Origin of the sequence: Enterococcus hermanniensis (assembly GCF_001885945.1) — a bacterium.
In the GTDB taxonomy this organism is placed as follows: Bacteria; Bacillota; Bacilli; order Lactobacillales; family Enterococcaceae; genus Enterococcus_A; species Enterococcus_A hermanniensis.
This window is the reverse complement of sequence record NZ_JXKQ01000003.1, coordinates 229,987-251,358: the sequence shown is the minus strand read 5'-3', so window position 1 is coordinate 251,358 and position 21,372 is coordinate 229,987. Positions and strand designations below refer to the sequence as shown.

The following is a 21,372-nucleotide window of genomic DNA, read 5'->3' as shown; positions in this document are numbered from 1 at the left end:
CTACGCGTGAATGAAGTAGCTTTAGCGATAAAAAACTCCTTTCGATATACTAGTGAGTGGCTATCAACCGCTCATTGTATCGAAAGGAGTTTTTTCATGTCAAATGACGATAAAAGTTTAGTACATACTCATTGGAATTGTAAGTACCACATTGTCTTTACACCAAAGTATAGACGGAAAGTCATTTATGGGCAATTACGAAAAGACATTGGAGAAATACTAAGGAAGTTATGTGAAATGAAAGATGTGGAAATCATAGAAGTACAACAATATTCATATGCTAGTTCGGGTGCGCCTAAAATGAGTATATCCAGCTTTATGGGATATCTGAAAGGTCGGAGTGCTGTATTAATTCATGAACAACATGCAAATCTCAAATATAAATATGGAAACAAATCCTTTTGGTCAAAGGGATACTATGTGAGTACAGTAGGGTTGAATCAAAAGACAATTGAGAAATATATTAGTGAACAAGAAGCGGATGATCGTATTCGGGATAGTATAGGTAAAAGAGAGTACGTATACTCATTTAAAAAATAAAGAGAATGAAATGAGCGAAGGTGAGCGGGTGGTAGTCTTTTAAAAAGCCCCTTTTAAGGGGCCGCGAGTGTAGCCCCCTTCTAGGGGGATTAAAAATCCACCCGTGAAAACGGGTGGATGGGTTATTATTCCGCGATCTCATATTTATAGACACCATTATTTTCATAATCTTCGAGTTTTACTTCGGATAATCGACGTTCAAAGAAGCTTTTTTTCTTGCCTTCTTCATCGTATTTATCCGGCAAAACGAGTGTTGGTTCGCTTGCTGGGATCGGTTTTGCTAATTGTTCTTTTAAGTTATCGATGTGGCGGTCGTAGACGTGAGCATCATCGATCGTCCAGTGCATCGTGCCTAATTCTAAGTCCAATTGATCAGTGATCAAACGGTGAAGTACCGCATATTGATACGTATTGAATGGTTGACCGAGCGCCATATCAGCGGAACGTTGTTTGACATGTAAATCTAGTACGCCGTTATTGACTTTCCAATTAGTGGCCCAGACACAGGGCTCCAATGTCATATCATCTAGATCATCAACATCCCACAGACTCGTCATGATGCGGCGAGAACCGGGATTGTTTTGTAATTGATGCAAGACGTATTCGACTTGATTGAGTTTTTCTTCATGGTCAGGAAGTTTACGGCATTTTTTGGCTAATTGATAGCCGTACGCTTTACCGATCGTATTTTGATCATCGGCCCATTCATTCCAGACTTTACATTTATGTTCTTGTAGCCAGGTCACATCGTTAGATAGTTCTTGCCAGATCCACTCCAACTCGACTAAAGGCGTTTTTTGGAAGACCCGTTTTGATTTTAAGATCGGGATGCCATCTTCTGGTTTCAATTTAAAATTGACGCCTTGGATAAAACGAGTGGCAGCGGGGCTACCGTCGGCGTATTTGGCCCGGACTAAAGCTGGATCTTGGTCCGTCCCGTTTTCTATGATATCCATGACAATGTCACGATAAATTTTGTCGAAGCCAGTATATTCAGTCACAAGAAATCTCCTCTTTTTTGCTTTTTTTAGATTCTAACATAGTTAAAGCAAATTTTTATAAAATAATCTCTTAACAGTATACCGTATGAGTTATTGAATAAAAACAAATTTTTTTGTCAAAAAGGAGCGCTTGCTGAAATTACTACTAGTTTTATCATTGTGATCAAAAATGAAGATCGTTATCAAGGATACAAATATCAAAAGATCAGTGGGTTATGCGAGCCATTTTTTAAGTTCTTGTAATAAATCAATTACTTCGGGTCTATGAGTAAGTTTTAAAAAATCATGTGGCAGATAATACACTGGTTGAAAATAACCTTCGGGAATCTGCTCACTTATTTTTTTGCTATAAATGAAGGGAACTTCCTCATCTGTCGTACTAGCTGTACTAAATGTTCGCGGAAAAGTCTGCAAGTCATGGGGACTGATCGCCAACTCAGTGGCTTGTTTTAAGCCATAGAAACAAATAAGTTTTTGCTGTTGTACAGCATAATGATAAAGTGGAAATCTTTGGAATAATGGATCGTCCCAAACAGGACTAGTTTGGTCAATATTTTTTATTTGATCAAACTGAATAGCCTGATCGATCAGTTTTCGTTTTTCGGCGTTAAACATTAAATCGGAGTAGCCATAAAAATTAATTAGAAAAGCTGGTCGTCGAGTCGTCTTGATCAACCAATTAGTCAAATGAAGCATCAAAAAGCTACCTGCAGAACGCCCACAAATACCGAGAGGATTAGTCCCTACGATTTCTAAGTATATTTGTTGAACGCTTTCCTTCAAATGAGCAATAATTTCCTCCACAGTACTGTTAGGGGCTAATAGATAATCGAGAGCCAGGATTGTATATCCTTTAGCTAAAAAAATTTGTTTGAGTTCGCTAGGTAGGTCGTTTTTTGAACCATAAACCAAGCCCCCGCCATGCAGGTACAGGACAAATTTAGTGTCAGGAGCGTTCGAATAGTGCATGACGTTACTACCGTTTGTGAGTTGGATTTGTTTTTTCAAAAGCAGTTCTCCTCATCTTGATGATATACGTTCCTATTTCATGATTCATCATTTGTAAAGGGTCATTTAAATCAATCGCCAGAAAAAGTTCAATCTTACTTAGGCGATAGCGAATCGTTTTTGAGTGCAAAAACATAGTTTCAGCAGTTTGTTTATAATTCCGATTATTTCGTAAGAATTGGTATAAGGTTTCAAATAGGTCATAATTATTTTGAGCCAAAATCAATAGTTTTTCAGGAACTAGGTCTTCGATCAATCCCAATTGATCATTCCGGATAAAATGTCTGAAAATACCAATGTCTGCCAATTCGACAACGTCGTCGTGATAAAATTGTTCGCTAAAATGTAAAATATCTAAGCATTCCATCAAAATTTCTTTTAAGTCATTTTTTTTCTTTAATTCACTGACTGCAAACGTCATCGAGGGATTTTGTTCTAGTACTGTTGAAAGAACACGTCTGATCGCGGATTTAGTAAGCGCAGTATCTTGATCAAAATTGAAAAGGATTAACGAATAATTATGATGGTCAAAAAAAATAGAATGCGTTTTCAAATGTTTTAGTAAATTAAGTACTTTATCCTTTTGGAGCTTGTTGTTGATGTCTTTGGTAGAAAAAGCGATCGCTTGATAAAACTTATGATGGTTCATATCTGCTTCTTTTAGAAGGCTATTCAACTCCTCAGGATTTTCAGGGGTATTTTGTAAAATAGCATCTGCTAAATTATTTAGGCATTCGTACCGCTCTTTTTTTAGTAAAAATTCGGTGTTCAATTTTTCTTGAAGCACATCGACTGTATTTTCAATGATCATTAAATCTGTTTCTTTTATTTCTTTGTGATCATGATAAATGAGCAATAAACAATTATTGGAGAAAGGATTGAATAAGCTGACCTCTAAGGCTTGTTGGCTTTTTCCTGTATGCTGAGAAAAAAGAGTCAACTGAGTGTAATCATTCCTTGTAAATTCACCACCAAAAAATTCGATGCGGTCAGTAACCACCTGATTGTCTGGGATTTCTCCACACGAAAAATCTAATTGCTTATCGATTATTTTTAAGCTGCAAGGGACACCGATCAATGAATGAAATTCCTCCATTATCCGTTTAAAGGAGGGAGATTGTCGTTCTAATTTAGTGAATCGCTGGCGGACATCGTAATAAGTTCGTAAAATATGTGTTTGATAATTGAGCAAGGGTTCGTAGATCGCTAAAAGAATTTTTTCATAGCTGACATCGTGGGCTATTTTTATTAAGGGAATTTCATATTTAAAAGACAATTCGATGACCCATTCAGGAATGGTCTTAATTAAACGATCCATCTTTATCACTAAACCACTAATCCCAATTTTTCGCATTTTGAAAAAAAAATCTTCCAATTTTTCTTCCGTAATCCCTTCAAATGCATAAAAGGAAGTGAGGATAAGTTGATTGGCTTTGCTCCAATGTTCTATGTCTAAAGCCTCTAACACCATGGCAGATTCAACGTCATTATCTAGACCAATTGCATCAGTCAGTAGTTTACTTGTTTTTAAATCACCTAGCGACAATAAGCTCTTTAATTTCATCGAATTCTCCTTTTTTCGCATTATAGATAAAAATAATACCATTTTTTTAGAATTATGTCCGATGTAAACGCCTTCTTTAAATTTTACAATAATTTTGTAGAAGAAAGGCAGGAGAACAAGATGCTACAAACTGTTATTTTAAAGAATAATTATCAAGATTCTATCAACCTAATGCTCTTAACCAATCGGATCAACGAGATGGAAAGTGTGAGCATGAGTCAAATTATGATGGGGACAAATGCCAATAAAGCTATTTTAGAAAATACCGGATTATTAACGGATGAAGCAAGCCAGGCCTCACCAAATGATTTGATGGTGGTGGTAGACAGTGGCAGTTCAAGAATTATGGAAAATGTTTTATCCGAAGTTGATAAATTTTTAAATGATCTCTCTTCAACTAAATCAGAAACCAAAACACGATCCTCGGAATCTTGGACAGAAGCACTTGATCATCTACCGGATGCAAATATGGCGCTCTTTAGTATTCCAGGTGAATATGGCGCCGTTGAAATGGAAACGGCATTAAAAAGCGGCCTTCACGTCTTTTCCTTTACAGACAATATCCCAATTGAAGATGAAGTAAAGTTGAAAAAACTAGCGCATGAAAAAGGCTTATTGATGATGGGACCTGATTGCGGCACGGGAATTATTTCTAGTCTGCCAATAGCCTTCACTAATGTTATCACACCCGGAAATATTGGGGTCGTCGGAGCTTCTGGGACAGGTATCCAAGAAGTTACGACTCTTATCGATCGTCTTGGAAATGGAGTTGTCCATGCGATTGGAACGGGTGGACGAGATCTAAGTGATAAAGTCGGGGCTATTACGGTTAAAGATGCAATTATTGCTTTGGAAAATCATGAGCCCACAGATGTGATTTGTGTCATTTCAAAACCGCCAGCAAAGGAAGTACGTGATGAGGTTGTTCAACTATTACAGAGTATCACAAAACCGGTGGTTGCCATTTTCTTAGGAGAAAAACCAACTGCTCATGAAGGAAAAGTATATTTGGCACATACGTTAGAAGAGACTGCTAAAATCGCGGTCGACTTGGCGAAGTCAGTGAAAATCAAACCAACATATTTTGAACCGGTTAAACAACCATCAAAAAAGCTAGCGGACGATAAAGTAATCAAGGGCTTGTATTCAGGTGGTACATTGGCTGCTGAAGCGGGAATGTTGCTTTCTGAAGCGCTGGGTTTAGAAGGCTTAGTAAAACAAGAGGGATTTATCTTGAAATCCCAGGGATATGACGTGATTGATTTAGGTGATGATAGATATACTCAGGGCAAACCACACCCAATGATTGATCCAGAAGTACGTATTAAAAAAATCAAAGAGTATTCAGCGGATAAATCTACCGGAGTAATTTTACTTGATATCGTTCTCGGTTATGGGGCACATGAAGATATGGTGGCGGCGTTACTTCCATCTATTCAAGCTGCACAACTCCAAGCTAAAAATGAAAATCGCGACATTTATTTTGTGGCAACTGTTGTAGGCACAGACAAAGATCCACAAGGTTATGAAAATACGATCCAGCGATTGCTAGATAACGACGTTTTAGTTGCTGAAAGTAATGCCAAAGCGGTTCAAACTGCATTGAGTTTAAAAGGGATAGAGCTAACCGAAGTATCAAAAGAAACCATCGTTTACAATGGTGAAAAAATAGCTGTCCCGAAAGCAAGTCCTAAAGTGATGGAATTGCTTAACAGTAAGCCACGTATTATCAATGTAGGTCTTTCTAGTTTTAATCAATCTATCTTAGATTTTGATGGTAAGTCTGAACAGTTCAATTGGAAACCTAGAGCTAGCGGAAATCAAAAGATGATCAAAATTTTGAATGCGTTAGATGACTATGAAGATCAAATTAATGAAGAAAACCATAAAGTAATAGATAAGATTCGAAATGCCCAACCTTTCTTAAGAAATGTAGTTCCAGCAAAATCGGTAATCCCTGAATTAAATGAGAGGACTAAAACATTACTTCATGCCGGCCCCCCCATCAATTGGGAGGAAATGACAGGCCCGATGCAAGGCTCGGTTATTGGAGCGGCTATTTTTGAAGGTTGGGCAAAAAATGAGAAAGAAGTCGAAGCTTTGATTGAGGCGGATGAGATACGTTTTATTCCTTGTCATCAAGTGCATGCCGTCGGCCCTATGGGGGGCATAACTTCGGGGAATATGCCGGTATTTGTTGTCGAAAACCAATTAGATGGTTCGGTAGGATATTGTACGATGAATGAAGGAATTGGAAAAGTTCTTCGTTTTGGTGCGTACTCAGATGAAGTGATCACTCGTTTAAATTGGATGAAGAATGTTTTGGGGCCGACACTTTCAAAAGCTTTACAACAGAATGAAAATGGCATAAATTTGAGTGTTCTTATTGCACGGTCAATCACGATGGGTGATGAGTTTCATCAAAGAAATTTTGCGGCATCACTAAATTTTTTAAGAGAGATTGCCCCTTCGATTGTACTACTACCAATAGATGAAAATGATAAACATGAAGTAATGAAGTTTTTAGCAGATACAGATCAATTTTTCTTAAATATTATGATGGCGGCAGGCAAATCCATCGTAGATACAGCTAGAAAAGAAGCTAAGGGAACAGTTGTAACCACATTATCTCGAAATGGTGTCAATTTTGGTGTAAGAATCGCGGAAACCGGTGATCAGTGGTTTACTGCACCCGTAAATGTGCCGAAGGGTCTCTACTTCACTGGATTTTCTGAAGAAGACGGCAATCCAGATATGGGGGATAGTTCTATTACAGAAACAATCGGTGTGGGAGGAATGGCGATGGTAGCTGCACCGGGAGTAACTCGATTCGTTGGTGCGGGCGGTTTCCAAGATGCATTGGATATTTCCAATGAAATGGCAAAGATCTGCATTAGCCATAATCCCGCATGGACGATTCCTACTTGGGACTTCCAAGGGACTTGTCTAGGAATCGATGTTCGAAAAGTAGTTGAAACAGGAATTACTCCAGTGATAAATACAGGAATTGCTCACAAAGAAGCTGGTACAGGACAGGTGGGCGCAGGAACGGTTCGTGCGCCAATAGAATGTTTTGAGCAAGCTCTAGAAGCCTATGCAAAATCACTTGGTATAAAAATAGATTAAGAAAAGGATGACAAGTATGAGTTTAAATGTCATTGCATTAGGTGGAAATGCAATATTAGATAAAGTCCCTAGTGATGAGGGACAAAAGGAAGTTGTCAGAAAAGTCGCTTCAGATATTGTTTCATTTATTCAATTAGGAGAAAAAGTCGTGATATGTCATGGCAATGGACCACAAGTCGGAAATTTGATGATCCAGCAAAAAGCGGGAGATTCTGAGCAAACGCCGATGATGCACTTGGATACCAATGTCGCGATGACTGAAGGTAGTATTGGTTACTGGATTCAGCAGGCAATTCAAAACGAATTGGCAAAGAAAAAAATGAATAAAAGTGTGATCAGTGTGATCACTCAAGTAGAAGTTGCAGAGGATGATCCGTCATTTAAAAAACCAACGAAACCAATCGGACCATTTTATAATCAGGAAGAAGCAGAGTCAAAAATGAAAAATGGAGGCGGTATCTATCAAGAAGACTCCGGTCGTGGGTATCGGAAAGTGATTGCATCGCCAAAACCAGTATCAATTGTTGAAAAAGAAGCCCTTCTTTCTTTGATCAAGGCAGAAGTGATCACGATCTGCGTTGGAGGTGGCGGTGTTCCGGTCATTAAAAATAAGCAGGGAAATTACGAAGGTGTGGAAGCTGTGATAGATAAAGATCTTTCGGCTAAAAATCTAGCCAAAGAGATAGAGGCAGATCGTTTGATTATTTTGACGGGAGTAGACAATGTATATATAAACTACAATCAACCCAATCAAAAAAAACTAGAGCATCTGACAGTTCAAGAAGCTAAACAATATATCAAAGAAAATCAGTTTCCTCCTGGCAGTATGTTACCGAAAGTAGAGTCTGCAATAGAATTCGTCGAAAGTGGTGGTGGGGAAGCGGTTATTACGTCAATTGAAAATCTTAAAAATGTTACTACAGGCTTTGGAACCAGAATCTCTTATTAAAAAATCCACGACAAAAAAAGAGGAGCTTAATTATGAAGCGAAAAATTAGAGTATTTCTGTTGCTGATATTTCTTGGTTTGACTTCCGGATTCACGGTCTTCTCAGCAGATTCATTAGGTGATGTTACTGCGCCAACGGGATTTCAAGCAATCCTAGTCATTGTTCCATTGATTCTAGTGTTGGTATTATTATTTTTAAAAGTAGATATGATTATTGCCGGTCTTGTTGCTGGGATTTTAGCAATGCTAATTGGGGGAATTAGCTTGCAAGACGCCAATGCGCAATTATTGGAGACCATTCCGTCTATGTTAAGCATTACCGTCCCGATTATCAATTCTGCTGTAGCAATGGCCGTATTCAAAGCCGGGAGTTACTCTGCAGCACTGACGTTAGCTAAAAGAGGAACAAAGGGAAAAGTAGAATATGCCTCAGCTTTCATTGTTATTTTACTGGCTGCTGCAACTTATATGTCAGGTATCGGCGGCGGAAGTGCGATGGTGATTGCACCATTGGCTTTTGCAGCGGTAGGGGTAGTCCCAGAATTGATCGCAGGTATGTCTTTAGCGGCTGCAGTTTCATTTACTACTTCTCCTGCTTCGTTAGAATCAAGTATCGTTTCTAAATTAGGCGATGTTTCCGTTGCAGATTATGTTTCGGTGATGCGACCATTTTGGTTACTATTTGTAGTATTAGCAATCCTTTTAGCCTTTTGGGGAACGAAACGCCGCAAAATCGGATTCAAAGAAGTCGAAGATGATGCATTTGATAAAAAATCAAATGGCGAATTGCTTAAACTAACGATTCCAGCAATTTTCTTATTATTTGCAGTTATTTTCGGACCAATCGTAAATGAGCTCATTGGTTTTGCGTTCTTTACGCCGTTGGTTTACATGATTTTGACTTTAGCATTAGTATTCATTTGTACTGACTTTACGATGAATCAATCGGTTGAAGCAATGGTAGATGGATCAACCTATATTTTGACCCGCTTATTTCAAGTTGGTATTTTCTTGGCCTTCATAAACGTAATAGCTCAGACAGGAACTTTTGCTGTGATTGCTGGGGTCGCACAAAATGCGCCAGAATTTATCGTGGTGCCCGTGGCAATTTTAACTGGTATTCTTATTGGTGTTCCGGCCGGTGCGTATGTAGGTTCTGTTCTAACACTGGTTCTCCCTGTTGCAGTATCGCTAGGATTTCCTCCGATAGCACTAGGTTTTGTAACGATGGGTGTGGGTCTAGGAAGTCAGATGAGTTTTGTAAACATTACGATGCAAGCGTTATCATCAGGGTTCCAAATTCCTATTTTAGATGTGGTAAAAGGAAATGTGAAGTGGCTGACCTTAGCTTCCGTAGTTTTACTAGCCATCGGATTGTTCTTTGGCTAGCAAAAAATGGAGTCATAATAAATAGTATTTAAGGAGTGGAAAAAATGGACATATTGATTAAACAAGTACGATTAAATGATGGTGAAGCGTTACAAGACATCGCGATTGAGGATGGAAAAATTATCAATATTGCTTCCGCAATTAATGATTCAGCTAAAGAAGTCATTGAAGGCGCAGGGAGAGTTCTGATTCCTGGTTTAGTTGAAAGCCATATTCATTTGGATAAGGCCCTCATCGCGGATCGAGAGCCAAATAAATCCGGTACTTTAAAAGAGGCTATTGAAGTAACTGCTAAGTTAAAACCGACCTTTACAGAAGAAGATGTTTACAATCGAGCAAAACGAGCGTTGGAAATGATTATTCGCCATGGTGCAACAACGGTTCGGACACATGCAGAATTTGATCCAGCACAAGGATTTACAGGATTCAATATGATTATGCGATTAAAAGAGGAGTACAAAGATTTGATCGATATGCAAGTCGTTGCCTTTCCGCAAGAAGGTATTTTTAAAACCCCAGGAACGGAAAAAATGATGTATGAAGCAATGGATATGGGGGCAGATATTGTCGGAGGAATTCCTTATAATGATGCACCTGCAAATGAACACATTGATTTAATTTTTAAGATTGCTAAAAAATACGGTAAAGATATCGATTTGCATCAAGATTTTGCTGACGAAGCGGATGATACTTCGATTGAGTATCTTTGTGAGAAAACGATAAAGGAAAATTATCAAGGTCGAGTTTCTGTCGGCCATCTAACCGCACTACATGCAATGTCGAAAGAACAATTAGCGCGTGTTATCAAGTTGATGGTGGCAGCAAAGATAAACGTGATGCCTTTGCCGGCAACTGATCTACATCTAGGAGCACGAAACGACGAGGTCAATGTTCGGCGTGCTGTAACACCTATTCGAAAACTACGTGATGCCGGTATAAATATATGTTTAGCGACAAATAATATTCGGAATGCTTTTACACCTTATGGAAACGGTGATTTGATGCAAATTGCGATGCTGGCAATTCCAGTTGGTCATTTGGGCGGTGCAGATGATCTGCCAACTGTTTTACCAATGATAACAGAAAATCCTGCGAAAGCATTAGGTTTAAAAGACTATGGAATAGAAATTGGGAAGCAAGCTGATTTGATTTTATTAGATACAAAAATAAAAGCCGATGCAATTATTGATCTACCCGAACGATTATATGTGATAAAAAATGGTCGGGTCACAGTCAAAGTGGATACAAAGGTAACCATTCATCGCTAAAAAAGGAGGGGGGATAAATGGGAAAAGCTGAATATTTAATGAGCTCGTACTTTTCAAAACTAAATGACTGTGGAAAAATCGGACGAGTGCACAGTACATTTACCCATTCCTTTAATCTTATCGTTGCTGGACGATTGATCCATATCACTGATTCTGACAATTATCTTTCTAGCTTTGGACTCCGAATTCCAAAGGAAATGTTTCGAAAGATAATGAATTTTTGTAAGGACGACGATATCGTAAAAATTACGGATGAAACCTTAATTTTTTATAGCTATCAAGGAGTAAAAATCGTCTCTTTGAAGTCGATCAGAAAAGTTCCACTAGAAATAATTAACCTTTCTTATGATAACCAAAGTGTGGAGCTATTAACGAAGAAATTGAAGTCCTATGAATTAGATAAACAACTAGGCATTGAGAATACAAGGCAAAACCAAAAGTATTTTGAACAACTTATTCAGCCAGAATATTCAAACCAAAAATGGGTAGAAGCTCTGATATTTTTTATTGGGCGAGGGCGAGGATTGACACCCAGTGGGGATGACATCTTATTGGGCTATCTATTTATACTTAGCATCTACCAACATCCAGCGGTGAAACAAATACAAGAAATCCTCTTAAACGGGCTTACAACTACTACAATAATAAGTGAAAATTATCTTCGGACGGCTGTCCAGGGATTCGTAAGCTCTCCGTTCATTCAGTTGAATCAATGGTTTATGTATCCTGTGCCCGAAAAACTTGATGTTGTTCTTAAAAATATTTTAGCCATCGGTCATACTTCAGGTAGAGATACTGCTTATGGAATATTATTGGGGGTAATAATGTTGTCTAATGAAAAAATAAATTTAGGTTTGAATGATAAAAATAACTAGTGGTTAGCTAATCACCGAATGAACAAAAAAACTCTTTAAACGAACATTCCGTCCTCTCTTAAAATCTAAGAGAAAGAAATCGGTGTCGTTTAAAGAGTTTTTTAGTATGATATCAAACATTTTTTGAATCCATTCAATTTTTAAGCGGCAATCGAATTTGAAAAATGACTCCTTGGGGTTGCCAGTCACGCACAGTCAGTTTGCCTTTATGTTGCGTGATGACTTGTTTAGCAATTGCGAGGCCTAGGCCATAGCCGCCGGTTTCTTTTGAACGCGATTGGTCTTCACGATAAAAGCGTTCAAAAATATGTTTTTTGTCTTCGTCGCTGATCGATGCGCCGCTATTTTTGACTTCGATCAACCAATGATCATTCGAGATCTCCGATTGCAAAATAATTTTGTCTTTGGCATCGGTATATTTCAACGCATTATCCAGTAGGATCACCAACACTTGATGGACGCGTTTTTCATCGACTAAAACCGTTTCATTGGCAAAGTTTTCTAAGACAAACCGTTTGTCTTGCATTGCAGCGATTTCTTGAAAAGGTTGGGCTAATTGTTGGATAAACGGTTGTGGATCAAGGGCTGCTTTTTGGACCAATAATTGATTGGAATCGCTCCTAGCCAAAGTCAGTAGATCGTTGGTCAACCCACTAAGTCGTCGGGTCTCATTCAAGGCTTGAGCGATTGGTTCAGATTCTTCCATGATCGTGTTTTCTGGTCGGGTGAACAATTGCTGCAAGCTGTTTTGGATGATCGCTAGTGGCGTCCGCAATTCATGGGAGGCATTTTCAACAAATTCTTGTTGCTTGCGCCATGAGCTCATGATCGGCTTCATATTCATTTTTGAAATATAAAAACTTAATCCGATCGACAATAACCAAAAGACGACCATACAAAGGATCAAGGTCGTTTCGAAGGTCTTCATCGAATCTGCGATTTGATTGGTATTGGCTAAAAATTGGACATAAGCGACTTCACTATCTTGATCGTATTTGATCGTATAAGAATGGAAGGCCAATTTTTGGCTTTCAGCGGTACTGTTTTTCAGATTCAAAGACTGGATACTATTTAAATGACTGGTGTCCAGTGAAAGATTCGCTAGCTCGGTGAAGCGGCCGCCTAAGACTTCTTTATTTAAGATCTTTCCTTCTTTTGACCATAAAATAATTTGTGTATTGAAACGATTATTGCCCTCAGGACCATTACTCATTTGCAGATCATCAGGTGTTTGTTGTTGTGACAAGAAAGGATTTCCTTCTTGGTAGCGGGTGATCTCCATTTCGATCAAACGATCATTTTTGGCCATTTGACTAAGTGAAAGGTCGGTCTGGCGATAGGCTGAACTTTGTAGCAGCTGTAAAGTGATAAAGCCCAAGAGTAGGAAGACGCCCGCAAACGCCGCCACATTGATGAAGAAAAATTTCCAGCGTTGCTTGCGTGAGATTTCGGTGTTCATAGCCTCAGTCCTTTTGTAAGATGTAGCCGACATTGCGTAGTGTTTTGAAACATTTATCGACTTCTGTGGGTTTCAAGTGTTTACGTAGATGGCTCATATAAACTTCTACGACAGTGAGCGTAGTCTCTGAATCAAAGCCCCAAATCCGATCAAAAATTTGTTCTTTCGTTAGGATCACGCCTTTGTTTTGGATGAAATAAACCAAAAGATCAAATTCTTTTCCTTGAATCGGCAAGACTTGATCCTCGACCAGTACTTCTTTGGTCGCGAGATTGCAAGTCAATTGTTTGTAGACTAATTGATTTTCAGCAAATAAACCGAGCGAGCGTTTTAGCAATGCTTTGACCCGCATGATTAGTTCTTCTCGATAAAAAGGCTTGGTCAAATAATCATCAGCGCCTTTTTGAAAACCGGTCACTTTGTCTTCTAGACTATCTTTAGCCGTTAGGATCAAAACTGGGGTATGGATATTTTTGGCCCGTAATTCGGCTAAGACTTCGTAACCATTTTTTTCTGGCAGCATCAAATCTAATAAAATTAAATCATACATTCCGCTTTCCGCTTCAAATAGACCTTCTTCTCCGTCATACGCTTGGGTGATCTCACCCAGATCCGTTAAAATTTCTTTGATATTATCCGATAGTGTTGCTTCATCTTCTATTATAAGTAGCTTTATCATCGATAAGTCCTCCAAATCTAGTTTGCCCTTTCAGTGTACCACGCTTTCCTAAAACAACCTTAAAACTTTTTGTCGTTGGTTTAAGCTTTGGTTAAGGCAAGACGATTATCTTACAGGTAGTCACATGAGCGCTGTGTGATCGATGAGTTTACGAAAGAACGTAAATTTTTGATCTGGCAGCGACCATGACGATTACATTCGTTTCTAAAAAAAGAAATGCAATCGATACGAGGGGGATACATCATGAATTTTATCAAACGGGCAGTACAAAGCCTTTGGGCGAAGAAAGGTCGCAGCATCTTATTGATCGCCGTCTTTTCTGCAATTTTAATTTTTGTTTTAGCCGGACTAACTATTAGAAGCGGCGCGGAGCTGGCAACATCTAATGCAAAAAAAAGCGTAGGAGCGACCGTCACCTTATCGGCCAACCGAGAAGCGATGTTCAAAAACCAATCTACGTCAAGTTCAGGCGATGAGAGCTCCAAACCAGACCCAGGTAGTTTTGAACAAACACCTGTTAATCTAAGTGATGCGAAAAAAATCGCAAAATTAGATAATGTAAAATCCTATTCTTTTGAAGCAAGTACTTCCGCCGATAAAAGCACGGGTATTACACCAATCTCTAGCAGCGATAGCAGTACAGCCAGCAGTAGTTCCGATGCGACCGATTCTTCAGGGGAGCAAGCCGGTGGTCAAGGTGGCCCTGGTGGAATGATGGCCAGTCAAGGGGACTTCCAAATCAAAGGTGTTTCACAAAGTAGTTCCTACACTGACTTTTCATCAGGTACAGCAACTTTAGTTGATGGGAAAGCCATCACCGCTTCTGATGAAGGAACAAACAATGTCTTGATCGAAAAAAGTTTAGCTGAAGCCAATGATTTAAGTGTTGGCGATACCTTCAAAATCAAAGATTCAGACGATAAAGATGTTGAAGTCACTATCAAAGGGATCTATAAAACGAGTGATTCTGGCGACAGTTTAGGCAATAGTTTCAATTTCTTGAATCCATCAAATACAGTCTTCTCTTCTTATACTTTCGTAAGTACATTGAGTGGCTCTGATGGCACGACCATTGATTCAGCTGTGTATAATTTGACTGATCCAAAAGATATGGACAGTTTCGTTAAAAAAGCTAAAAAATTGATCGATACAGATACATTCAGTTTAGAAACCAACGATCAAATGTATCAACAAATGTTGCAACCATTAAACAATGTTTCAAGTTTTGCTAAAAATATCGTGATCCTAGTCGCGGTAGCAGGTGTGATCATCTTGACCTTGATCATCATGATGTCGATTCGCGAACGTAAATATGAAATCGGGGTTTTACTTTCATTAGGTGAATCACGAGCAAAAGTGATTGCACAATTTTTCGTTGAAATCTTTGTCTGCATGCTGTTTGCCTTAGGTATTGCTGCAGCCAGCGGGAATCTTGTCGGAAATGCCGTTGGAAATCAATTATTGAGCCAACAAACTACCTCACAACAAACCACTACTCAAAATAACGGTGGCAGTCAAAATGGTCCTGGTGGAAATGGTGGTCCGGGACAAGGCGGTCAAGCACCAAGCGGTGGCGGACGTGGTGGCTCAAGTAGCAACCCATTCTCTTCAACGCAAGAAATCAAAGATTTGAATATCTCTGTTCAGCCAGTTGAAATCTCAAGTTTAGCCGGTATTGGTTTAGGCATCAGCCTCTTCTCGATCGTCTTATCCTCTGCTGGGATCTTACGATTGAATCCAAAGAAAATCTTGATTTCTTAATCAAATGAATAATAACGTAAGCCAAAGCGAAAGGTCGTACGGACTACGAAAGCACTCTTTCGCTGCCGCTACGTTTGTTGAGAAATATTGAATCGATTATATAGGAGGAATTTATTATGACTTTAGCAACGAAAGATTTGGGCTATTGGTATGAAAATAGCGGGCCGTTATTTGAAAATGTTAATTTGACCTTTGAAAAAGGCAAAATGTACGCAATTTTAGGCACGAGTGGTTCGGGGAAGACAACCTTTTTATCTCTGATCGCGGGCTTAGATACGCCTAAAAGTGGAGAGATTTTATACGGAGATGCTTCTCTAAAAAAAATCGGTTTACGAGAATATCGTCGAAAAGATGTCTCGATCGTCTTTCAAGCCTATAATCTATTGCCATATTTATCGGCCGTCGATAATGTCGTGACAGCGATGGAGATCGCTCAAAGTCAACAAACGGATAAAAAGGCTTATGCTTTAGCCAATTTAGAAAAAGTTGGGATCACAAAAGAATTAGCCGAAAAAAAAGTAACGTTGCTATCAGGAGGACAACAACAACGAGTCGCCATCGTAAGAGCACTGTGTTGTGAACATGAATTGATCGTCGCCGATGAACCTACCGGAAATCTAGACGATACGACGTCTCAAGAGATCGTTCGTCTTTTTCAAGAAATCGCACATGAACAACAAAAATGTATCGTCTTAGTCACTCACGAACAAGATGTCGCCAAAGCCTGTGACGTCGTTTATGAACTGAAAGATAAAAAATTCAGCCAAGTATCATAGAATAAGGAGGGATTCGAGTGAACGTATCTCAAATCAAAATAAAAGTCAGTGAATTAATCAGCGGAAAATATAGTCTCGATCGACATGCGCTCTCACTCGGTCCAGATAAAGTCATAAAATTAGAGCAAAGACGGAGAAAAAATTTTTCAACCACACGTGGTATTCAAATAAATGACCAAAATCAGACACTTCAACAAGCTTGGTATTTTGGTGCTCCATATGAAGTAAATACCTCCCGCAAAGAAAATAATCAAAAAATAAAGGCTTCTGCAATCAAAGTAAATGATGCCAGAGAAGCCAAACTGACAATTGAGTGGCAGATATTTCCAACAAGTGCCTAGATCAATGAATCGATAACGTTGATTTCATAAAAAAACTGATAATTATCTTCTCGCTCGAGAGGACAGTTATCAGTTTTTTTAATTTATACATTTGTATTAAAGACAGCTAATACTTTTTCAGTGAGTGTCGGTAAATTTGACTGGATCCGTTCAATCAAAATCATCGAGATCGAAGTGATTCCAATCGATAAAACAGCGAATAAAAAGGCTTCGAAACCAAATATATATAGGCTCATACAAACGATGATAAAGTCCGTCAGTAATAAACCGATCGCCGTGCTCAGGCCCCAATACTTTTTAAAAATCAGCGGGGGAATCGTTGTACCTCCACTTGAAGCTTTTGAATCATAAAGAAGCGCGACGCCAACAGCGAAGATGATACTTCCAGCGATCACAGACAGCCAATGATTTTCAACTAACATGCCTGTTGGAACAATCTTTAATGCAAGTGGAAATAAGAAACTACCGATCAACGTTTTGAAAAAGATTTCTTTTCCTAAAAAAATTGCAGCAAGCGTGAGGACAAGGATATTTAAAACCATCACAACTGCCGACCGATCGATTCCTAGGGAGTATTCAACTAACAGACCGATTCCGCTAGCGCCTCCTGCAGCTATGTTATGGGGACCTAAAAACAAATTGATGCTGCCCGCCAATATGACTACAGCTAATAGTATTTTAGATAATTGTTTCATTTGCTTGTACATCTTAACGCCTCCTTAGTTGTCGCTTATCACTTTAAGCGTCTTTCTTTAACTCTAATGTATCATTTAACAGTGTAGAGAATGAGTCAACTTTTTCAGCTATCTCTGAAAAAATAGTTTTCTTTTTAAAATTTAGTCAACAGCTCATATAAAACTTGAGCATTGTTTTGTTCTTCATTTTTGGCACCATAAACTAATGTGACGGTCTCATGTTGAGAAAGGATTTCTTTTAACTCTTTTAATGCTTTTTTTTGTGGATCATTTTGTAGCTCAGCCAAATAGTTTGATTTAAATTGCGTATATTTTTCTGCCTCATGATTGAACCATTTTCGTAGGTCAGTACTTGGTGCGATCTCTTTTAGCCAACAATCAATTTTTTCATTCTCTTTTGATTTTCCTCGGGGCCAAATTCGATCAACTAAGACACGATAACCATCCGTTTTATTAGGAGCTAAATAAGCTCGTTTGATTTGTAGCATTCTACTCACGTCCTTTTCTCCATTGTAACGCTCTGATAAAAAAGCTTAAATAAAACTATGTGGAAAAGTCCAATTATGCTCCAATCAGCCAGACTATCTGTTAGAATAATTTGTAGACTTTTTAATTGATTTTGATAGTTAAGGAGTAAGTTAGGGAGGTTATAATGGAATTTATCGGTATTTTATGTTTGATTTTATTTTGTACGACATTAGCGAGCCACTTCTCGCGTCGTTTGGGTATTCCGGCAGTGATCGGCCAATTATTGGTCGGTATCTTATTAGGAAATGCTGGGCTGAAATGGGTTCATCCCGATATTCTCGTGAAAGATTTTTCTGAGATTGGTGTGATCTTGCTGATGTTTTTAGCTGGAATCGAAAGTGATTTGTCTTTATTGAAAAAATATTTTCGGCCAGGAATGTATGTAGCAGTGTTAGGGATCTTGTTCCCAGTGATTCTTGGCACGGCGAGTGGTAGGCTATTTGGGATTGCATTGAATCATGCTTTTTTCTTAGGCTTGATTTTGGCTGCAACATCGGTCAGTATTTCGGTCGAAGTACTGAAAGAATTGCGCGCGTTGAATACAAAAGAAGGTTCAACGATTTTAGGTGCATCGGTAGTAGACGATATTTTAGTCGTATTGATCGTTAGTTTAAGTATGTCATTTTTAGGTGCATCAAGTAGTAACAGTGTACCATTAAGCTTTATGCTAATTGAACAAGTCTTGTTCTTTGCTGGGATTTTCTTCTTGATTCGTTGGGGTGCCCCCTATCTGATGCGACTCAGTAAAAAATTATTAGCAGAATCATCCGTAATCATCGTCTCGATTATTTTGTGCTTGAGTATGTCTTACTTAGCAGATATGATTGGATTAAGTTCAGTCATTGGTGCATTTTTTACTGGTGTTGCGATTGGACAAACCGAAGTTGGAAAAGAAGTTAAATATAATGTGGAAGCGTTAGGCTATGCGGTATTTATTCCGGTCTTTTTTGTCAGTATCGGTTTAGAAATATCATTCAATGGCATCACGCAACAATTAAGCTTGATCATTGTCGTCACATTGATCGCGATTATCTCAAAATTGATTGGTGGTTATTTAGGTGGTAAAGCAGCTGGATTTGATAATCAGAGTAGCTTAATGGTGGGTTCAGGAATGATTTCACGTGGTGAGATGGCTTTGATCATCGTACAATTAGGTTATCAAGCCCAATTAGTGACGAAAGAATATTATTCCCCATTTATTCTGGTCATTTTATTCACCACCTTATCTTCACCATTCTTATTAAAACATTTCACTAAAAAAATCTATCCTTAAACAGCATCTCTTTAAAGATTGCGTATTAAAAAAAGAAAAACTCAAAGCTATGTGCAGCTTTGAGTTTTTTTATTTGAAAAATTTATCCTGAAAGTAGTGTTAGAACTACGTATCTTATTAAAAAGCTTTCGTAAGTCTAGCGCTTTAAAATCATAAACAGCATGGAAAATACGAAGTCCCATTAGTAAATTCTTAATCAAAGTAGAAAGTAAAATAAAAATAGAGCTATAAAAAGGAGAAGAAAGATGAAAAAAATTGGTTCTTTGATGTTGGTAACAGGTATTTTAGCAAATCTATCTTTAGGGACGGTCACTACGATTGCTGCAGATGGTGGGGAATATGATTCAAAAGGTGTCATTACTTTTACACCCAATGTCGATCCGATTGATCCAGTGGACCCTACCGACCCGACAGGCCCAATCAAGCCAATTGACCCAACTGATCCAAACGGTGAGCCTAATCCAGGAACAGCGGGGCCATTATCGATCGATTATGTTTCAAGCTTAGATTTTGGTAGTCAAAAAATCACGTCTAAAGATAAAGTGTATTTGGCAAAAGCACAAAAATATTTAGACAAAGATAAGCAAGAAAAAACTGGACCGAACTTTGTTCAAGTAACCGATAATCGAGGGTCCGAAGCTGGTTGGACGCTGCAAGTAAAACAAAATGGCCAATTTAAAACAGCAGATAACGAAGAATTAGTTGGGGCTGAAGTCGTGTTCAAAAATGGGCAAGTAGTGACTACCTCTGATTCAGATAAACCAACTGGACAGACAACTATTACTACTGAAACTGATGGAACACTGCACAATGTGATGATGGCAAAAGCAGGACAAGGAGCTGGAACGTACTTGCATAATTGGGGAGATACTGAAACAGCAGCTAAAAGTATCGAATTAAGTGTGCCAGGAGCAACGACTAAGTATGCAAAAGAATATTCAACAACGTTCACTTGGGTATTAACAGATGCTCCTGGAAATTAAAGGCTGAATCAGATTACTTAGAAAGAAGGATGTTTTTACATCCTTTTTTCACTGAAAGGAATATGTCGGATGAAATGTAGAAAAGGGCAGATTTTATTTTTAGCATTTTTGGCAAGCCTAATAATAATGACTGAAGTAAAGGCTGCTGAATTTAACTTCTCAGTGGCACCTAAAACAGCTGAAAATCAAATCAACAAAGAAAAAACCTACTTTGATCTATTATTGCAACCAGGGCAAGAAGCGTTAGCAACGGTCGATTTACGAAATGATACGGATAAAGAAGTAATCATAGAAGCACAAATCAATAGTGCGACCACCAATGGCAATGGCGTAGTTGAGTACAGTGAAAATGATCTCGCTAGTGATGAAACACTCAAATATAAGGTGGAAGACTATGTAGAGGCACCTGAAGAAATCGTTTTAAAAGCAAACTCGGTAGCTGAATATAAAATGAAACTACGGATGCCGGATAAATCCTTTGATGGGATTATTGCTGGGGGAATTACTTTCAAAGAAAAAAAGAAGGGGACATCAGCTACGATTTCTACGAGAACTGACGGGAAAGGTTTAGCAATCAAAAATGAGTATTTTTATGTCATTGCCCTATTGATGAGACAAACAACTGCTAATGGTTCACCAGATTTAAAATTAACTAGTGCATATCCAGCTCAGCGAAATGCTCGAAATGTCATTAAAGGTGTTTTACAAAATTCCAATGCCACTTATTTAAATCAATTAGCTGTAAAAACAACCATCACAAAAAAAGATGATTCTAAGATTCTTTATACAAATGAACAATCTCAAATGCAAGTAGCACCAAATACCCATTTTGCGTTATCTGTGCCATTAAATGGAGAACATCTGCAAGCGGGAAAATATACGATGAACATGGAAGCGTATGGTGAAAAAATGGAAGCGGGCTCGTATCCATTTAGAGCTACTGATAGCCAAGCCGAAGAAAACTTTCGCTATCATTGGTCATTAGAGAAAGATTTTGAAATTAAAGTCGAGGAAGCAAAAAAATTAAATAGCTCTGATGTCACAATCAAAAATGACTATCCGTGGTTGTATATTTTGATCGGCATCCTTTTATTACTCTCGATTATTCTGTTTGTTATTTGGCAAAGGAAGCAATCTCAAAAAAAGGTGGATTAAAAA

18 protein-coding genes and 1 pseudogene are annotated in these 21,372 nt (G+C 38.4%); 12 read left to right on the top strand and 7 right to left on the bottom strand.

From position 1 onward, the window contains the following. The first annotated feature begins 96 nt into the window (after positions 1 to 96). Positions 97 to 540, top strand: a complete 444-nt coding sequence (gene tnpA, locus RV04_RS05130; RefSeq protein WP_071857394.1) for an IS200/IS605 family transposase — start codon at positions 97 to 99, stop codon at positions 538 to 540. A gap of 125 nt (positions 541 to 665) precedes the next feature. Here tnpA and thyA read toward each other — a convergent pair whose 3' ends face one another. The 3 genes from thyA to RV04_RS05115 form a co-directional block, all read right to left on the bottom strand. Next, positions 666 to 1,541 carry a thymidylate synthase gene (thyA, locus tag RV04_RS05125; protein ID WP_071857393.1) on the bottom strand — a complete coding sequence of 292 codons (876 nt, stop codon included), beginning with the start codon at positions 1,539 to 1,541 and terminating at the stop codon, positions 666 to 668. 213 nt (positions 1,542 to 1,754) lie between these two features. Next, a complete protein-coding gene (locus RV04_RS05120; protein ID WP_071857392.1) occupies positions 1,755 to 2,549 on the bottom strand; it encodes an alpha/beta hydrolase in 795 nt (264 codons plus the stop codon). After that, positions 2,518 to 4,113, bottom strand: a complete 1,596-nt coding sequence (locus RV04_RS05115; protein ID WP_071857391.1) for a PucR family transcriptional regulator — start codon at positions 4,111 to 4,113, stop codon at positions 2,518 to 2,520. Before RV04_RS05115 ends, RV04_RS05120 begins: the two co-directional genes overlap by 32 nt. A gap of 120 nt (positions 4,114 to 4,233) precedes the next feature. On the opposite strand from RV04_RS05115, the gene RV04_RS05110 reads away from it, so the two are divergent. Genes RV04_RS05110 through RV04_RS05090 form a run of 5 tightly spaced genes read left to right on the top strand, consistent with a single transcriptional unit; the run spans position 4,234 to position 11,719 of the window. Continuing rightward, complete coding sequence (locus RV04_RS05110; protein WP_071857390.1) at positions 4,234 to 7,239, top strand: bifunctional FdrA/YlbE family protein; 3,006 nt, start codon at positions 4,234 to 4,236, stop codon at positions 7,237 to 7,239. A 16-nt stretch (positions 7,240 to 7,255) separates the two neighbouring features. Continuing rightward, the gene (arcC, locus tag RV04_RS05105; protein ID WP_071857389.1) at positions 7,256 to 8,188 is read left to right on the top strand and encodes a carbamate kinase; all 933 of its coding nucleotides are present in this window, start codon (positions 7,256 to 7,258) and stop codon (positions 8,186 to 8,188) included. Positions 8,189 to 8,220: 32 nt separating this feature from the next. Then, positions 8,221 to 9,576, top strand: a complete 1,356-nt coding sequence (locus tag RV04_RS05100; RefSeq protein ID WP_071857388.1) for a citrate transporter — start codon at positions 8,221 to 8,223, stop codon at positions 9,574 to 9,576. Between the two features lie 44 nt (positions 9,577 to 9,620). Next, positions 9,621 to 10,844, top strand: a complete 1,224-nt coding sequence (locus RV04_RS05095) for an amidohydrolase family protein (RefSeq protein WP_071857387.1) — start codon at positions 9,621 to 9,623, stop codon at positions 10,842 to 10,844. Between the two features lie 17 nt (positions 10,845 to 10,861). Beyond that, entirely contained in the window at positions 10,862 to 11,719 is an 858-nt protein-coding gene (locus RV04_RS05090) for an oxamate carbamoyltransferase subunit AllH family protein (RefSeq protein WP_084405528.1), read from the top strand. Between the two features lie 133 nt (positions 11,720 to 11,852). Here the strand turns inward: RV04_RS05090 and RV04_RS05085 are convergent, their stop codons facing one another. Together RV04_RS05085 and RV04_RS05080 are read right to left on the bottom strand one after the other, a co-directional pair. Beyond that, positions 11,853 to 13,178 (bottom strand): sensor histidine kinase, encoded by a 1,326-nt coding sequence (locus RV04_RS05085; RefSeq protein WP_071857386.1) that lies wholly within the window; start codon positions 13,176 to 13,178, stop codon positions 11,853 to 11,855. A gap of 4 nt (positions 13,179 to 13,182) precedes the next feature. Further along, positions 13,183 to 13,857, bottom strand: coding sequence for a response regulator transcription factor (locus RV04_RS05080; protein WP_071857385.1), 675 nt, complete (start codon positions 13,855 to 13,857; stop codon positions 13,183 to 13,185). A gap of 243 nt (positions 13,858 to 14,100) precedes the next feature. On the opposite strand from RV04_RS05080, the gene RV04_RS05075 reads away from it, so the two are divergent. From RV04_RS05075 to RV04_RS05065, 3 genes are all read left to right on the top strand, one after another. Beyond that, positions 14,101 to 15,618: an ABC transporter permease gene (locus tag RV04_RS05075; RefSeq protein ID WP_071857384.1), complete on the top strand. Its 1,518-nt coding sequence runs from the start codon at positions 14,101 to 14,103 to the stop codon at positions 15,616 to 15,618. A gap of 116 nt (positions 15,619 to 15,734) precedes the next feature. Next, complete coding sequence (locus RV04_RS05070; RefSeq protein ID WP_071857383.1) at positions 15,735 to 16,394, top strand: ABC transporter ATP-binding protein; 660 nt, start codon at positions 15,735 to 15,737, stop codon at positions 16,392 to 16,394. A gap of 17 nt (positions 16,395 to 16,411) precedes the next feature. Next, positions 16,412 to 16,735: a hypothetical protein gene (locus RV04_RS05065; RefSeq protein WP_071857382.1), complete on the top strand. Its 324-nt coding sequence runs from the start codon at positions 16,412 to 16,414 to the stop codon at positions 16,733 to 16,735. A 149-nt stretch (positions 16,736 to 16,884) separates the two neighbouring features. Here the strand turns inward: RV04_RS05065 and RV04_RS05060 are convergent. Continuing rightward, a pseudogene (locus RV04_RS05060) lies at positions 16,885 to 17,442 on the bottom strand (YitT family protein); the annotation flags it as partial. 122 nt (positions 17,443 to 17,564) lie between these two features. Continuing rightward, on the bottom strand, positions 17,565 to 17,918 hold the full coding sequence (locus tag RV04_RS05055) for a DUF488 domain-containing protein (protein ID WP_071857380.1): 354 nt from the start codon (positions 17,916 to 17,918) through the stop codon (positions 17,565 to 17,567). A 164-nt stretch (positions 17,919 to 18,082) separates the two neighbouring features. On the opposite strand from RV04_RS05055, the gene RV04_RS05050 reads away from it, so the two are divergent. From RV04_RS05050 to RV04_RS05040, 3 genes are all read left to right on the top strand, one after another. Then, positions 18,083 to 19,231, top strand: a complete 1,149-nt coding sequence (locus tag RV04_RS05050; protein ID WP_071857379.1) for a cation:proton antiporter — start codon at positions 18,083 to 18,085, stop codon at positions 19,229 to 19,231. Between the two features lie 245 nt (positions 19,232 to 19,476). Next, positions 19,477 to 20,214: a WxL domain-containing protein gene (locus RV04_RS05045; RefSeq protein ID WP_071857378.1), complete on the top strand. Its 738-nt coding sequence runs from the start codon at positions 19,477 to 19,479 to the stop codon at positions 20,212 to 20,214. A gap of 69 nt (positions 20,215 to 20,283) precedes the next feature. Beyond that, the gene (locus RV04_RS05040) at positions 20,284 to 21,369 is read left to right on the top strand and encodes a WxLIP family cell surface protein (protein ID WP_071857377.1); all 1,086 of its coding nucleotides are present in this window, start codon (positions 20,284 to 20,286) and stop codon (positions 21,367 to 21,369) included. Positions 21,370 to 21,372: the final 3 nt, after the last annotated feature.

Excerpts from the sequence above, each read along its gene's own strand:
- tnpA (WP_071857394.1), top strand. The coding sequence starts at position 97 with ATGTCAAATGACGATAAAAGTTTAGTACATACTCATTGGAATTGTAAG.
- RV04_RS05115 (WP_071857391.1), bottom strand. The coding sequence starts at position 4,113 with ATGAAATTAAAGAGCTTATTGTCGCTAGGTGATTTAAAAACAAGTAAA.
- RV04_RS05110 (WP_071857390.1), top strand. The coding sequence starts at position 4,234 with ATGCTACAAACTGTTATTTTAAAGAATAATTATCAAGATTCTATCAAC.
- arcC (WP_071857389.1), top strand. The coding sequence starts at position 7,256 with ATGAGTTTAAATGTCATTGCATTAGGTGGAAATGCAATATTAGATAAA.
- RV04_RS05100 (WP_071857388.1), top strand. The coding sequence starts at position 8,221 with ATGAAGCGAAAAATTAGAGTATTTCTGTTGCTGATATTTCTTGGTTTG.
- RV04_RS05095 (WP_071857387.1), top strand. The coding sequence starts at position 9,621 with ATGGACATATTGATTAAACAAGTACGATTAAATGATGGTGAAGCGTTA.
- RV04_RS05090 (WP_084405528.1), top strand. The coding sequence starts at position 10,862 with ATGGGAAAAGCTGAATATTTAATGAGCTCGTACTTTTCAAAACTAAAT.
- RV04_RS05085 (WP_071857386.1), bottom strand. The coding sequence starts at position 13,178 with ATGAACACCGAAATCTCACGCAAGCAACGCTGGAAATTTTTCTTCATC.
- RV04_RS05080 (WP_071857385.1), bottom strand. The coding sequence starts at position 13,857 with ATGATAAAGCTACTTATAATAGAAGATGAAGCAACACTATCGGATAAT.
- RV04_RS05075 (WP_071857384.1), top strand. The coding sequence starts at position 14,101 with ATGAATTTTATCAAACGGGCAGTACAAAGCCTTTGGGCGAAGAAAGGT.
- RV04_RS05070 (WP_071857383.1), top strand. The coding sequence starts at position 15,735 with ATGACTTTAGCAACGAAAGATTTGGGCTATTGGTATGAAAATAGCGGG.
- RV04_RS05055 (WP_071857380.1), bottom strand. The coding sequence starts at position 17,918 with ATGCTACAAATCAAACGAGCTTATTTAGCTCCTAATAAAACGGATGGT.
- RV04_RS05050 (WP_071857379.1), top strand. The coding sequence starts at position 18,083 with ATGGAATTTATCGGTATTTTATGTTTGATTTTATTTTGTACGACATTA.
- RV04_RS05045 (WP_071857378.1), top strand. The coding sequence starts at position 19,477 with ATGAAAAAAATTGGTTCTTTGATGTTGGTAACAGGTATTTTAGCAAAT.
- RV04_RS05040 (WP_071857377.1), top strand. The coding sequence starts at position 20,284 with ATGAAATGTAGAAAAGGGCAGATTTTATTTTTAGCATTTTTGGCAAGC.